Origin of the sequence: Nonomuraea sp. NPDC050783, from assembly GCF_040802095.1 — a bacterium.
In the GTDB taxonomy this organism is placed as follows: domain Bacteria; phylum Actinomycetota; class Actinomycetes; order Streptosporangiales; family Streptosporangiaceae; genus Nonomuraea.
Genome location: NZ_JBFAHK010000001.1, coordinates 822,811 through 836,366, shown reverse-complemented (window position 1 = coordinate 836,366; position 13,556 = coordinate 822,811). Strand labels below are relative to the sequence as shown.

The window sequence follows — 13,556 nt, the reverse complement described above, 5'->3', positions numbered from 1 at the left end:
GCTGGAACAGGGCGCCGTCCCACAGGTGCTCGACCATGGCGGCGGTGACGGCGGCGGCCTCGCGCTCGTGCGGCGCGGGGTCGAGGCCGAGCACCGCCGCGATCTGCGCGAGCACGTGCTCGGCCACCACGTAGGCGGTGTTGAACAGCGGATCCTCGATCTGGAACGCGCCAGGGCGGCGGTAGCCGGAGTCGCGGTAGTCCTGGGCGAGCGCGACGTAACGCTCGTAGTCGCGGTCGGTGGGCCGCTCCTCGGCGCTGACCGTGGCGAGGTCGCGCCGGACGAACCCGGCCGGCCGCTCGTGCACGGCCCGCAGCGGCGCGTCCCAGGCCGGGCTGTTGTCCATACCCGACTCCCAGGGGTGGACGATCGAGATCAGCCCTTCCGGGGAGCGCCGGGCCGCGCGCAGGAACTCCTGCTGGGCCACCAGGCGGGGGTAGATCCGGCGCAGGAACGCCGGGTCGGGCTCGGCCAGGTGCGTCTTCCAGGCGGCCAGCGCGTGGACCGGCGGCTGCACGATGCCCGAGGTCGCACTGCCGGACGGCGCGCGTACCTGCCAGAACTCCGGCCCGGGGAAGTAGGCCCCTTCGGGGACGATGGGGTTGAACACGATGTGCGGCACCCGGCCGTCGTGCCACTGGGCGCCGAACAGGCTGGCCAGCTCGGCCCGGGCGCGGCGCGGGGACCAGCGGGCGTGGCCGATCGCGATGAACGCGGAGTCCCAGCTCCACTGGTGGGGGTAGAGCCGGCGGGAGGGAACCGTGTAGCTGCCGTCCCAGTTGGCCACCAGGACGCGCACGGCGTCGCGAAGGATCATAGGTATTTCCTGACGAAGGCCGCGGTTTGGGGGAGGACCAGCTCGGGCTCGCCACGCAGGCGGCATTCGAGGGCGAGGTAGCCGTCGTAGCCGTAGGCGTCGAGCGTGGCCAGCTGGGCGCCCCAGTCGAGGTGACCGGTGCCGGGCTGGTTCCTGTTGGACTCGCTGATCTGCATGTGCGCGATGTAGGGGGCGGCCTCGGCCAGCGCGCGGCAGGGGTCGTCCTCCTCGATGTTCATGTGGTAGGTGTCGCCGACGATCCTGATGGAGTCCATGGCGCAGTAGGAGACGGCGTCGGCGAGGGTGTTGACCATGTGGTTCTCGTAGCGGTTGAGCGGCTCCAGCATGATCAGCACGCCGTTGCGCTGCGCGTGCTCGCCGAGGACGCCGAGCGCCTCGGCCAGCACCTCGCGGTCCTCGGCCGCGCTGCGCGGCGGCTCGAACGGCGGCAGCCGGAGGGAGAACTGGCCCCAGGAGGCGGGCGTCATGACCCCGACACCGCCGAGCTCGCCGATGACGGACAGCTGCGAGCGGAGCTGCTGGATGGCGTCCTTGCGCTTGGCCGGGTCGAAGTCGCCGATGAAGTGCGGCATGTCCACGCAGACCGTCGGCATGACGACGCCGTCGGCCAGCGCCCGCTTGAGCTCGGTCAGGCGGCCGGCGAAGTGGAAGTCGCCCTTGCCGCGCAGCTCGATGGCGTCGTATCCGGCCTCGACGGCGAAGGCGAACTTCTCCTGCAGCGAACGGCCGGGCAAGAGCTGCTCCTGGACGGCGAGCTTCACGGTCACTCCTCGAAGTGGAAGACGAGCTGGAGCACCTCGGATTGGTGCTTGTCGAGCAGGTCGAACGCCTCGGCGGCCCGCTCGACGGGGACGACGTGGGTGATGAGCCGAGAGACGTCGATCTCGCCCCGGTGCACGAGCTCCATGAAGGTGCGCTGCAGGCGTTCGACGTCCCAGCGGTGGGCCAGCCAGGAGGCGACGCCGCCGATCTGGGAGGAGACGAGCTGGACCTGGTTGTGGTGGAACTCCTCGCCCAGCCGCAGCCCGACGCCGTCGCCCTGGTAGAACCCGGCGGCCACGACCCGGCCGCCCTTGCGGACGGTCCTGATGGCCTCGTGCAGGCCGAGGTGGGTGCCGCTGAGCTCGATGACGGTGTCGGCGCCCTCGACGCGCTTGCGCATGAACTCGGCGACCGAGCCGGCGGCCACGTCGAAGGTCTCGGCCGCGCCGAACCTCCTGGCCAGCTCCAGCCGGTCGGGGATGGCGTCGGCGGCGACCACGCGGGCGCCGCTGAGCACGGCCAGGCGGGTGGCCAGCAGCCCGATGACGCCCTGGCCGAAGATCGCGACCTGGTCGCCGAGGTGCACGTCGGCGGCGTGGACGGCGTTGAGCGCGATGGCGCCGACGCGGGCCATGACGCCGCCGAGCGGGTCGGCGCCGGGGGGCAGCACGTGGCCGACCAGCCTGTCGGCCGGGAGCACGGCCTCGGCCCGATGGCCCCAGATGCCCCAGACGAGGCTGCCGAGCGGCGGGTCGGCGACGTCGGGCGCCGCCTCCACCACCTCGCCGACCTCCTGGTAGCCCCAGCCGCTCAGGGGATAGGCGTGGGTCCGGCCGTCGACGAACAGGCGGCGCTCGGTGTCCCACTTGCGGGTGAGATAGGGGTTGGTTCCGCGATAGGCGGTGAGCTCGGTGCCTGCCGAGACGCCTGAATAGATCGTCCGCACCCGGACGGAGCCGGGGACGATCTGGGCGGGAGTTTCCAGGCCGACGCGGACATGGCCCGGCTCCTCGAAGGTGATGACGCGCATTCCCCACACTTACGCTTAATGATCAAACAGAAGTCGAAGATTTATTGGTTGTTTGCACACGATAGTTGCGCCCGTAACCGTCTTAAGTCTACGGCTTCCGTCGGATGGAACTGATGAAATTGGGGTTTCTGACCGCGTGTCTTGTGGAAAGCGACCTTACCGAAATCAGGGCGTTCCAGAGGTGGCACAGGGAGAGAACAGACCGGTCTCGGTATCGCGAAGCGGACGTTGCGGCAACCCCTCGCGGGGTAAGGGCGGCATATCCCCAACCGGAGGAGCGTGCAATGCCGAAGAAGGTCACCGCCGTCCTCTCCGTCGCACTGCTGGCGACCGCCACGCTGACGGCCTGCGGCGACGACGGCGGCGGCGAGCAGCAGGGCGCCGCCAACAAGATCACCGTGTGGACCGAGGAGAACCTCGAGGACCGCATGGCCGTGCAGAAGCAGATCGTCGCCGAGTTCACCCGGAAGACCGGCATCCAGGTGGAGCTGGTGGGCGTCGCCGAGGACCAGTTCAGCCAGACCATCACCGCCGCGGCCGCCGCCGACGACCTGCCCGACGTCATCGGGGCGCTGCCCCTCTCCTCGGTACGCGAGCTGGAGGCCAACGACCTGCTCGACACCGAGACCCCCGGCCGGATCGTCGACCAGCTCGGCCGCGGCTCGTTCTCCCCGCGGGCGCTGGAGCTGGACACCGCCGGCGGCAAGCTGCTCGGCGTGCCGAGCGACGGATGGGCGCAGCTCATCCTCTACCGCAAGGACCTGTTCGAGAAGGCCGGGCTGCAGCCGCCGGACACCTACGAGGCGCTGCAGGCCGCGGCGCGAAAGCTGAGCACGGGCGGCATGGCGGGCATCACGCTGGCGATCGCGCCGAAGGACTCGTTCACGGCGCAGAGCTTCGAGCACGTGGCGCTGGCCGACGGTTGCCAACTGGTCGACAATTCAGGAAATGTAGTTCTTAATTCGCCACAATGCGTCAAAGCATTCGAGTTCTACGCCGACCTGGCCAAAAACTACTCGGTCAAGGGCAAACAGGACGTTGACACCACCCGGGCTACTTACTTCTCCGGCAAGGCGGCCATGATGATCTGGTCGTCGTTCATCCTGGACGAGCTGGCCGGCCTGCGTAAGGACGCCATGCCGAGCTGCCCCGAGTGCCGGAGGAACCCCGAGTGGCTGGCCGAGAACACCGGCATCGTGACCGCGCTCAAGGGCCCCGACGGCGGCGCCCCCGCCCAGTACGGCGAGATCGTCTCGTGGGTGATCACCCGTGACGCCGCCAAGGACCCGGCCGCCACGTTCGTGTCGTACCTGATGAACGAGGGTTACCCGCGCTGGCTCGGCATGGCCCCCGAGGGCAAGTTCCCGACCAGGACGAACTTCGCCGACCAGTGGGACAAGCTGCCCGCCGGCGTGGACACCAAGAAGCCGCTGTCGGAGGTCTACCCGGCCGACGTGCTCACCGCCCTGCGCAAGAGCCCTGACACCTTCGCCCGCTGGGGCATCCCGCAGGGCCAGGGCAAGCTGGTCGGCGCCACGATGGGCGAGCTGCCGGTGCCCAAGGCGCTCAGCTCGCTGGTGGACGGCTCGCTCACCGCGCAGGCCGCCGCCGACCAGGCCAAGGCCGACGTCGAGTCGATCAAGCGCGGGATCCGGCAGTGACCCGCGCCCCCGCCCGCACGGCCGCTCCCCCGCCACCCCGACAGCGCCCGCGCGGCCGGACGCTGCGGGCGCAGGAGGGGCGGGCCGGGCTGACGCTGATCTCGCCGACGCTGGTCATCACGCTGGTCGTGGTGGTGCTGCCGCTGCTGTGGGCGATCATGCTGGCGTTCCAGGACGCGCGGCTGATCAACATCCGGCGGGTCGGCGTCTTCGGCCACTACACGCTGGAGAACTTCTCCTACGTCATCTCCGAGCCCGGCTTCTGGTCGTCGCTGGTCAACACGCTGATCTACACGGTGCTCGGGACGGGCCTGTCCATCGTGATCGGGCTGGTGGCGGCGCTGGCGCTGCGCGACCGGTTCCGGGGCCGGACGCTGGTGCGGGCCTCGATCCTCATCCCGTACGTGGCGCCGGTCGTGGCGGTGGCGTTCCTGTGGGAGACGATGCTCAACCCGCAGTACGGCATCGTCAACACCTGGCTGAGGGAGCCGATCGCCTTCCTCACCCAGGCCAGGGGCGAGTTCCTGGGCGTCCAGGTGCCGGTGGCGCTGCTCACGGTGATCGCGTTCGAGGCGTGGCGGTACTTCCCGTTCGCGTTCCTGTTCATCCTGGCCCGGCTGCAGGCGCTGCCGGGCGAGCTGGACGAGGCCGCGGTGGTGGACGGGGCCACGCCGTCCCAGCGCTTCCGGTACGTGATCATGCCGCAGCTCTGGCGGACGATCGCGTTGCTGTCGGTGCTGCGTTTCGTGTTCACCTTCACCAAGTTCGACGACGTCTACCTGCTGACCGGCGGCGGGGCCGGCACCGAGGTGGTCAGCGTGCGCGTCTACAACTTCCTGACCTCGCGCGACGACATCGGGGCCGCGGCCGCCCAGGCCATCGTCCTGGCCGTGTTCCTGGTCGTCTTCCTGGCCATCTACCTGCGGTTCTTCGCGGGAGGCGAACGTGAGCAGAGATAGGTTCGAGCGCGGGCTGCTGCGCGTGCTCAAGCCGGTGGTGATCCTGGTGCTCTTCCTGGCCACCGCCTTCCCGTTCCTCTACATGGTGATGTTGTCGGTCCGCGACATCCAGGAGCTCATCCTGGAGCCCGGCTCGCTCTGGCCGCGGAACTTCACCCTCGACACCTACGTCAACGTCCTGACCAAGCAGGGCTTCCTGACGTTCATGCGCAACAGCGCGATCGTCGCCGTCGCCTCGGTGGCGTTCACGCTGCTGATCTCGATCCCCGGCGCGTACGCGGTGGCGCGGCTGCGTTTCTTCGGGCAGCGGCAGGTGCACTTCCTGTTCCTGGCGGTGTACCTGTTCCCGGCGATCGTGCTGGCCATCCCGCTGTTCGTGCTCTTCACGATGCTCGGGCTGCGGGGGTCACTGATCGGCCTGATTCTGGTGTATATCGCGCAAACCGTGCCTGTCACGGTATACATGCTCCGCAACTACTTCGAGACCGTGCCGCAGAGCGTGGAGGAAGCGGCCGCGATCGACGGGTGCACGAGACTGTCGACCATCTGGCGCGTGGTGCTGCCGCTGTCGAAGCCCGCGCTGATGGCCACCGGCCTCTACGCCTTCATGATCGCGTGGAACGAGTTCCTGTTCGCCCTGCTGTTCCTGGTGGAGAAGCGCGAGAGCTGGACGGTCTCCCTCGGGCTCTCGCAGCTCGCGGGAAGCATCGAGATCCCGACGACGGTGCTGATGGCGGGGTCGGTGGTCCTCACACTGCCGATCGTGCTCGTGTTCTTCGCCGGCGAACGCCTGCTGACCGAAGGACTGACGGCAGGAGCAGAGAAGGGGTAGCGCACCATGCTGACGGCAGGTCAGATCCTCCAGCTCATCCGGAACGGCACCTGCCGGACACGCAAGGAACTCATCGAGTTCACCGGCCTGTCCCGGTCGACGATCACCGACCGGCTGGACCGGCTCATCGACGCCGGCTACATCCACGAGTCCGGCGTGGGAGCGTCCGGGGGCGGGCGCCCGCCCTCGGTGCTCGACGTGGACGCCACCAGGCGCCTGATGCTCGTCGCCGACCTCGGCGCCAGCCACGTGCGGGCGGCCCTCACCGACCTGGCCGCCCGCCCGCTGGCCGAGGAGAGCGCGGGCCTGCGCATCGACCGCGGGCCCGAGGCGGTGCTGACGTGGGTGCGCCAGGCGTTCCAGCGGTTACTGGACCGGGCGGGCCGGCCGGCGGGCGAGGTGTGCGGCGTCGGCCTGGACCTGCCCGGCTCCGTCGATCACGTCAGCGGGCGGGTGATCCGCTCCTTCCTCATGCCGGGCTGGGACGACTACCCGGTGGGCGAGGCCGTCGGCGCCGACTACGACGTGCCGATCCTGGTCGAGAACGACGCCAACGCGATGGCGCTCGGCGAGTGGTGGACCTCCTGGCGCGAGACCGACTCGCTGATCCTCATCAAGGTCTCGACCGGCATCGGCACCGGCATCGTGCTGGACGGCCGGATCTACCGCGGCGTCGAGGACGCCGCGGGCAACATCGGGCACGTGCGCATCCGCGAGAGCGACGACCGCGTGTGCACCTGCGGCTCGCGCGGCTGCGTGGCCTCGCTGGCCGGCGGGCACGCCCTGGCCGTCGACCTCGGCCAGGGCTCCAGCCAGGACGTGGTGCGGCTGGTGCAGGCCGGCGACCCCACGGCCATCGCCCGCGTCCAGGAGGCCGGGCGCACGCTCGGCGTGGTGCTGGCCACCGCGGTCAGCCTGCTCAACCCGGGCGTGCTGGTGCTGGCCGGGGACATGGCGGAGACCAGGGAGCACTACCTGACCGGGATCCGGGAGATCGTCTACCGGCGCAGCCTGCCGTACACGACGCGGAACCTGGAGATCGTCACCTCGTCCCTGGGCGACCGGTCGGGGATCGTCGGCATGGCGGTGATCGTGATGGAGCACGTGCTCTCCCCCACCGCCGTGGACGCCGCCCTCCAGGCCAAGGCGGTCAGCTAGGCCGTTCCCAGGTCGCGCGGGAGCGTGCGCGCGGCCTCCAGCAGGGAGGGGCCGTACCAGGTGAGCAGCCGCCCGCTGACCAGGGCGCACTCCAGCCCGGGGAAGCACTCGGGGCCGTCGGTGGCGGAGAAGGCGTAGGGCTCGTCGGGCAGGACCACGAGGTCCGGCCGGCGCGCCACCAGCTCGGCGAGCGGGATCCTGGGGTAGCGCTCGGCGTGGCCGGCGTAGAGGTTGTCCACGCCGAGGCGGCGCAGCACGTCGCCGGTGAAGGTGTCGCGGCCGGCCACCATCCAGGGCCGCCGCCAGATCGGCACGACCGCCGTGCGCCGGCGGGCGGGGGCGGGCCGGCGCCAGGCCGCCTCGGCCGCGTCCAGCCAGGACGGGCGGTCGGTGCGGCAGGCGTGGACGAACATCTGCGCCAGCGAGGCGAACGCCTCCTCCAGCGTCTCGATCCTGGTCACCCAGACCGCGAGGCCGGCGGCGCGCAGGGCGGCCAGGTCGGCCGGGCGGTTCTCCTCGGCGTTGGCGAGGACGACGTCGGGCCCGAGCCGCACGACGGCCTCCAGGTCGGGGTTCTTGGTGCCCCTGACCCTGGTCACGTCCAGGTCGGCGGGGTGCGAGCACCAGTCGGTCGCGCCCACCAGCGCCTCCGGGAGGGTCGCCGCCACGGCCTCGGTCAGGGACGGGACCAGGGAGACGATGCGCCGCACGGGGTCCGGGATCATCACTGGTTCGCCAATGTCATCCATAAAGCTCCTTATTGTCAGCAAATATCCGTAGAATCTGGACTGTTGATGATCAACTCCTGATCGGGGGTATGGCGGTTGGAGCAGGAGTCCCTGGGCTTCGATCCGAACACGCCCAACGTAGCCCGGCTCTACGACTACTATCTCGGCGGCAAGGACCACTTCCCGGCCGACCGCGAGGCGGCCGAGCGCATCCTCGCGGTGGCGCCCGAGGTGCGGGCCGCGGCGCGGGCCAACCGCGCCTTCCTCGGCCGCGCCGTGCGCCACCTCGCCGAAGCCGGCATCCGGCAGTTCCTCGACATCGGCACGGGGCTGCCGACGCAGGAGAGCGTGCACCAGGTCGTGGCCAAGGCCGCGCCCGGCTCCCAGGTGGTCTACGTGGACGTGGACCCGGTGGTGCTGGTGCACGCGCGGGCCTTGTTGTCCGGGCAGCCCGGCACCGCGGTGGTCCAGGGGGACCTGCGCAAGCCCGGCGAGATCCTGCACCATCCCGAGGTCGCGGCGGCGATCGACTTCAGCAGGCCGGTGGGCGTGCTGCTGGTGGCGATCATGCACTTCATCTCCGAGTCCGACCGGCCGCAGGAGATCCTGGCGACCCTGCGCGAGGCCATGGCCCCCGGCAGCTACCTGGTGATGTCCCACGGCACCAGCGACGCCCGCCGGGAGGCGGCCGCCCGCGGCACCGAGGTCTACCGGCGGGCCAACGCGCCGCTCACGCTGCGCAGCCGGCAGCAGATCATGAAGCTGTTCGAGGGGTTCGAGCTGGTGGACCCGGGCCTGGTCTGGCTGCCCGAGTGGCATCCCGAGCCGGCCGACACCGTCGACTTCGCCAGCGGCCCGGAGTCGTCGCTGATCCTGTGCGGCGTGGCCCGGCGGATCTGACGGCGGATCCGGGACGTGGACCTCGGGCTGGCCGTGCCGCAGTACGGCAGGTTCGCCGCGGCGGGCAGCCTGCCCGCCGTGGCGCGCGCGGCGGAGGAGCTGGGCTTCGCGAGCCTGTGGGCCGGTGACCGGCTGATGACGCCGCTGGCCCCCAAGGACCGCTATCCGGGGGGCGACGGCAGCGTCCCGGAGGCCCACCGGGTGTTCCTGGACCCGTTCGCGGTGCTGTCGGTGGCCGCCACGGCCACCACGTCGGCGCGCCTCGGCACCAGCGCGCTCAACGCCTGCTGGTATCCGCCGCCGGTGCTGGCCCGCTCCCTCACCACCCTCGACCACCTGAGCGGCGGCCGGCTCGTGGCGGGCTTCGGGCTCGGCTGGTCCTCCGACGAGTACGCCGCCGCCGGCGTGCCCTGGAAGGACCGCGCGCGGCGCTACGAGGCCACCCTGGACGCGCTGGAGGCCATCTGGCGCGACGACCCCGTGGCGGTCGAGCACGAGCTGTGGACGATCGCCCCCAGCCACATCGAGCCCAAGCCGGCCCGCCGCCCGCCGGTGTACCTGGCCGGCTTCTCCGAGCCCGCGCTGCGCCGCGTCGGCCGCCGGGGCGACGGCTGGCTGACGGCCGCACTGCCGCTGCCCGCGCTGGGCGCGATGTGGGCGGCGGTCCGCGAGAGCGCCGAGCGGGCCGGGCGCGACCCGGACGCGCTCCGCATGGTGCTGCGCTCCAACCCGGTGGTCACCGGGGCAGGCACGCCGCCGCGCAGCGGCACGGTGGGGCAGATCTCGGCGTACCTGGCCGCCGCGGCGGAGGCCGGGGTCCACGAGGTGATCCTGGACCTCCAGCACACCGCCACGAGCGACGGGCACCTGCTGGAGCTGGCGGCGGACTTCCGCGCCCGCCTTACAGCCTGAGTTCCACTGCCTGAGCCCTACTGCTTGAGCGCGGCGAGCGCGGCGTCGTAGTCGGGCTCCTGGGTGATCTCCGGAACCAGCTCGGAGTGGACCACCTTGTTGTCGCCGTCGAGCACGACCACCGCGCGGGCGGCCAGCCCGGCCAGCGGCCCCGACTCCTGCGCCACGCCGTAGTCCTGGAGGAACTCGCGGCCGCGCATGAGCGACAACATCGTCACGTCGGCCAGCCCCTCGGCGCCGCAGAACCGCTTCTGCGCGAACGGCAGGTCGGCCGAGACGCACAGCACCCGCACTCCGGGGTGCTCGGCGGCCACCTGGTTGAAGCGGCGCACCGAGGCCGCGCAGACGCCGGTGTCGACGCTCGGGAAGATGTTGAGCACCTTGGTCGCCTGGCCGAAGTCCGCCAGCGAGCGCTCGCCGAGGTCGGTGTCCACCAGCCGGAAGTCCGGCGCGCTGTCGCCGGGCTCGGGGAAGGTGCCGCCCACGGTGATCGGGTTGCCCTTGAAGGTGACGTCGGACATGAAAGCCTCCTGGATAGCGGTGTTTCCCGACCGCCGATCCTATCGACGGCTCACACGTTGCGCCGGTACTGGCCGCCCGCCTCGAACAGCGCCTCGGTGATCTGGCCGAGCGAGCAGTGCCGGGCCGCCTCCATCAGCACCTCGAACGCGTTCTCCGCCGACATCGCCGCCTCGCGCAGCCGGGCGAGGTGCCGAGGCGCCTCCTCGCGGTTGCGCTCGTGGAAGGCGCGCAGCCGGTCGAGCTGGGAGCGCTTCTCCTCCTCGGTGCCGCGGGCCAGCTCCAGCGTGTGCGGCTCCGGCTCGTCGGACTCCTTCCTGAAGGTGTTGACGCCGACGATCGGCAGCGAGCCGTCGTGCTTGCGCATCTCGTACAGCATGGACTCGTCCTGGATCCGGCCGCGCTGGTAGCCGGTCTCCATCGCGCCGAGCACGCCGCCGCGGTCCGACAGGCGCTCGAACTCGGCCAGCACGGCCTCCTCCACCAGGTCCGTCAGCTCCTCGACGATGAACGCGCCCTGCAACGGGTTCTCGTTCCTGGCCAGGCCCCACTCGCGGTTGATGATGAGCTGGATCGCCATCGCGCGGCGCACCGAGTCGGCCGACGGGGTGGTGACCGCCTCGTCGAAGGCGTTGGTGTGCAGGCTGTTGCAGTTGTCGTAGATGGCGATGAGGGCCTGGAGGGTGGTGCGGATGTCGTTGAAGTTCATCTCCTGGGCGTGCAGGGAGCGGCCCGAGGTCTGGATGTGGTACTTGAGCTTCTGCGAGCGCTCTCCGGCGCCGTAGCGCTCGCGCATGGCGATCGCCCAGACGCGGCGGGCCACCCGGCCGAGCACGCTGTACTCGGGGTCCATGCCGTTGGAGAAGAAGAACGACAGGTTGGGCGCGAAGTCGTCCACCTTCATGCCCCTGGCCAGGTACGCCTCGACGTAGGTGAAGCCGTTGGCCAGGGTGAAGGCGAGCTGGCTGATGGGGTTCGCCCCGGCCTCGGCGATGTGGTAGCCGGAGATCGAGACCGAGTAGAAGTTGCGCACGCCGTTGCGGATGAACCACTCCTGGATGTCGGCCATCATCCGCAGGGAGAACTCGGTGGAGAAGATGCAGGTGTTCTGGCCCTGGTCCTCCTTGAGGATGTCGGCCTGGACCGTGCCGCGCACGGTGGCGAGGGTGCGGGCGGCCAGCTCGCGGTCCTCGCGCTCGTCGGGGTCGCGGCCGTGCTCGGCCCGGAAGCGCTCCCTCACCTGGTCGAGCGCGGTGTTGAGGTAGAAGGCCAGGATGGTCGGGGCGGGGCCGTTGATGGTCATCGAGACCGACGTGTTGGGCGCGGTCAGGTCGAAGCCGTCGTAGAGGACCTTCATGTCGTCGAGCGTGGCGATCGACACGCCCGAGGTGCCCACCTTGCCGTAGATGTCGGGGCGCTGGTCGGGGTCGTGGCCGTAGAGGGTGACCGAGTCGAACGCCGTGGACAGGCGGGTCGCGGGCTGGCCCTCCGAGAGCAGCTTGAAGCGCCGGTTGGTGCGGAACGGGTCGCCCTCGCCGGCGAACATCCGGGTCGGGTCCTCGTCGTCGCGCTTGAACGGGAACACCCCGGCGGTGAACGGGAAGAACCCCGGCAGGTTCTCCGAGCGCAGGAAGCGCAGCAGGTCGCCGTGGTCGGTGTGGCGGGGCAGGGCCACGCGCGGGATGCGGTTGCCCGACAGCGTCTCGCGCCACAGCGGGGTGCGGATCTCCCGGTCGCGGACCTTCACCACCAGCTCGTCGGCGCGGTAGCGCTCCTTGGTCCGCGGCCACTCCTCCAGCAGGGCGCGGCTCTCCTCGCTCAGCTCGCGCTCGGCCCGCTCCTGGAGGGCGGCGAGCCGCTCGTCGTCGCCTTCGAGCAGGTCGCGGACGGCGGCGAGCTGCTGGCGGCGGCGGGCCACCTCGGCCTGGGCCAGGGTCTCGGCGTGGTAGGCGCGGACGGTCTCGGCGATGTCGGCCAGGTAGCGGGCGCGGGCGGGCGGCACGATCGCGGCGGCGACCTGCGAGGTGCGCCCGGAGACCTCCGGCAGCAGCCCGGGGCCGGTGTCCGGCAGCAGCAGGCCCTTGAGGTGGTGGTAGAGGGCGGTGACGCCGGCGTCGTTGTAGCGGGCGGCGATGGTGCCGAAGACCGGCATGTCCTCGGGGCGGGCGGAGAACGCCTCGCGGTTGCGGACGAGCTGGCGGCGCACGTCGCGCAGGGCGTCCTCGGCGCCGCGCCGCTCGTACTTGTTGATCACGACGGCCTCGGCGAAGTCGAGCATGTCGATCTTCTCCAGCTGGGAGGCCGCGCCGAACTCGGGCGTCATCACGTAGATCGGCACGTCCACGTGCGGGACGATGCCGGCGTCGCCCTGGCCGATGCCCGGCGTCTCCACGATCACCAGGTCGTGGCCGGCCGCCCGGCAGGCGGCGATCACGTCGTCGAGGCAGGCGGGGACCTCGTTGGGGGCGCCGCGGGTGGCCAGCGAGCGGAAGTAGACCTGGGGGCCCAGGCTGTTCATGCGGATGCGGTCGCCGAGCAGCGCGCCGCCGCCGCGCCGGCGGGTGGGGTCGATGGCGATGACCGCGATGCGCAGCTTGTCGTCGTTGTCCACGCGGAAGCGGCGCAGCAGCTCGTCGGTGAGCGAGGACTTGCCGGAGCCGCCGGTGCCCGTGATGCCCAGCACCGGGGCGCGCCGCTCGCCCGCGGCGCGCCGGATCGCCTCCACCAGCTCCCCGGGGGCGCGGCCGGCCTCGATCAGGGTGATCGCGCGGGCCAGCGCCGCCTGGTCGCCGGCGAGCACGGCGTCCGGGGCGGGCGGGTCGGCCGGCTCGTGGTCGCAGTCCTCGATCAGCTTGTTGATCATGCCGGGCAGGCCGTAGCGCTGGCCGTCCTCGGGCGAGAAGATGCGGGTGACGCCGCGGGAGTGCAGCAGCTCGATCTCCTCGGGGACGATCACGCCGCCGCCGCCCCCGTACACCTTCACGTGCCCGGCGCCGCGCTCGCGCAGCAGCTCCACGAGGTAGGTGAAGAACTCGACGTGCCCGCCCTGGTACGAGCTGATCGCCACGCCCTGCACGTCCTCCTGGACGGCGGCGGTGACGATCTCGTCGACCGAGCGGTTGTGCCCGAGGTGGATCACCTCGGCGCCTTGCGACTGCAGGATGCGCCGCATGATGTTGATCGCCGCGTCGTGGCCGTCGAACAGGGCCGCGGCGGTCACGAAACGCACGGGGTTCACCGGGACGTGCACGCCTGAT

The 13,556-nt window shown here is 71.1% G+C and carries 11 protein-coding genes; 6 read left to right on the top strand and 5 right to left on the bottom strand.

The genetic code is table 11. The features are described from left to right. Positions 1 to 813 precede the first annotated feature (813 nt). Positions 814 to 1,599, bottom strand: a complete 786-nt coding sequence (locus tag AB0H75_RS03865) for a sugar phosphate isomerase/epimerase family protein (protein ID WP_367789822.1) — start codon at positions 1,597 to 1,599, stop codon at positions 814 to 816. 2 nt (positions 1,600 to 1,601) lie between these two features. After that, positions 1,602 to 2,630, bottom strand: a complete 1,029-nt coding sequence (locus AB0H75_RS03860) for a zinc-binding alcohol dehydrogenase (protein WP_367789819.1) — start codon at positions 2,628 to 2,630, stop codon at positions 1,602 to 1,604. Positions 2,631 to 2,914: 284 nt separating this feature from the next. Between AB0H75_RS03860 and AB0H75_RS03855 the strand changes: the two genes are divergently transcribed. Genes AB0H75_RS03855 through AB0H75_RS03840 form a run of 4 tightly spaced genes read left to right on the top strand, consistent with a single transcriptional unit; the run spans position 2,915 to position 7,240 of the window. Then, positions 2,915 to 4,291 carry an ABC transporter substrate-binding protein gene (locus AB0H75_RS03855; protein ID WP_367789816.1) on the top strand — a complete coding sequence of 459 codons (1,377 nt, stop codon included), beginning with the start codon at positions 2,915 to 2,917 and terminating at the stop codon, positions 4,289 to 4,291. After that, complete coding sequence (locus AB0H75_RS03850; RefSeq protein ID WP_367789813.1) at positions 4,288 to 5,250, top strand: carbohydrate ABC transporter permease; 963 nt, start codon at positions 4,288 to 4,290, stop codon at positions 5,248 to 5,250. The genes AB0H75_RS03855 and AB0H75_RS03850 overlap by 4 nt, the downstream gene beginning before the upstream one ends. Beyond that, entirely contained in the window at positions 5,237 to 6,082 is an 846-nt protein-coding gene (locus AB0H75_RS03845) for a carbohydrate ABC transporter permease (protein WP_367789810.1), read from the top strand. The genes AB0H75_RS03850 and AB0H75_RS03845 overlap by 14 nt, the downstream gene beginning before the upstream one ends. 6 nt (positions 6,083 to 6,088) lie before the next feature. After that, the gene (locus AB0H75_RS03840; RefSeq protein ID WP_367789807.1) at positions 6,089 to 7,240 is read left to right on the top strand and encodes an ROK family transcriptional regulator; all 1,152 of its coding nucleotides are present in this window, start codon (positions 6,089 to 6,091) and stop codon (positions 7,238 to 7,240) included. On the opposite strand, the gene AB0H75_RS03835 is transcribed toward AB0H75_RS03840, so the two are convergent. Beyond that, positions 7,237 to 7,989, bottom strand: a complete 753-nt coding sequence (locus AB0H75_RS03835; RefSeq protein WP_367789804.1) for a helical backbone metal receptor — start codon at positions 7,987 to 7,989, stop codon at positions 7,237 to 7,239. The two genes, AB0H75_RS03840 and AB0H75_RS03835, sit on opposite strands and share 4 nt — an antisense overlap. 75 nt (positions 7,990 to 8,064) lie before the next feature. On the opposite strand from AB0H75_RS03835, the gene AB0H75_RS03830 reads away from it, so the two are divergent. Beyond that, positions 8,065 to 8,868 (top strand): SAM-dependent methyltransferase, encoded by an 804-nt coding sequence (locus AB0H75_RS03830; protein ID WP_367789802.1) that lies wholly within the window; start codon positions 8,065 to 8,067, stop codon positions 8,866 to 8,868. Between the two features lie 15 nt (positions 8,869 to 8,883). Continuing rightward, on the top strand, positions 8,884 to 9,780 hold the full coding sequence (locus AB0H75_RS03825; RefSeq protein ID WP_367789800.1) for a TIGR03619 family F420-dependent LLM class oxidoreductase: 897 nt from the start codon (positions 8,884 to 8,886) through the stop codon (positions 9,778 to 9,780). 17 nt (positions 9,781 to 9,797) lie between these two features. Here the strand turns inward: AB0H75_RS03825 and tpx are convergent, their stop codons facing one another. Then, positions 9,798 to 10,301, bottom strand: a complete 504-nt coding sequence (tpx, locus tag AB0H75_RS03820) for a thiol peroxidase (RefSeq protein ID WP_367789797.1) — start codon at positions 10,299 to 10,301, stop codon at positions 9,798 to 9,800. Positions 10,302 to 10,351: 50 nt separating this feature from the next. After that, positions 10,352 to 13,549: a fused isobutyryl-CoA mutase/GTPase IcmF gene (gene icmF, locus AB0H75_RS03815; protein WP_367789794.1), complete on the bottom strand. Its 3,198-nt coding sequence runs from the start codon at positions 13,547 to 13,549 to the stop codon at positions 10,352 to 10,354. Between the last annotated feature and the right edge of the window lie 7 nt (positions 13,550 to 13,556).

Excerpts from the sequence above, each read along its gene's own strand:
- tpx (WP_367789797.1), bottom strand. The coding sequence starts at position 10,301 with ATGTCCGACGTCACCTTCAAGGGCAACCCGATCACCGTGGGCGGCACC.
- AB0H75_RS03835 (WP_367789804.1), bottom strand. The coding sequence starts at position 7,989 with ATGGATGACATTGGCGAACCAGTGATGATCCCGGACCCCGTGCGGCGC.
- AB0H75_RS03840 (WP_367789807.1), top strand. The coding sequence starts at position 6,089 with ATGCTGACGGCAGGTCAGATCCTCCAGCTCATCCGGAACGGCACCTGC.
- AB0H75_RS03855 (WP_367789816.1), top strand. The coding sequence starts at position 2,915 with ATGCCGAAGAAGGTCACCGCCGTCCTCTCCGTCGCACTGCTGGCGACC.
- AB0H75_RS03860 (WP_367789819.1), bottom strand. The coding sequence starts at position 2,630 with ATGCGCGTCATCACCTTCGAGGAGCCGGGCCATGTCCGCGTCGGCCTG.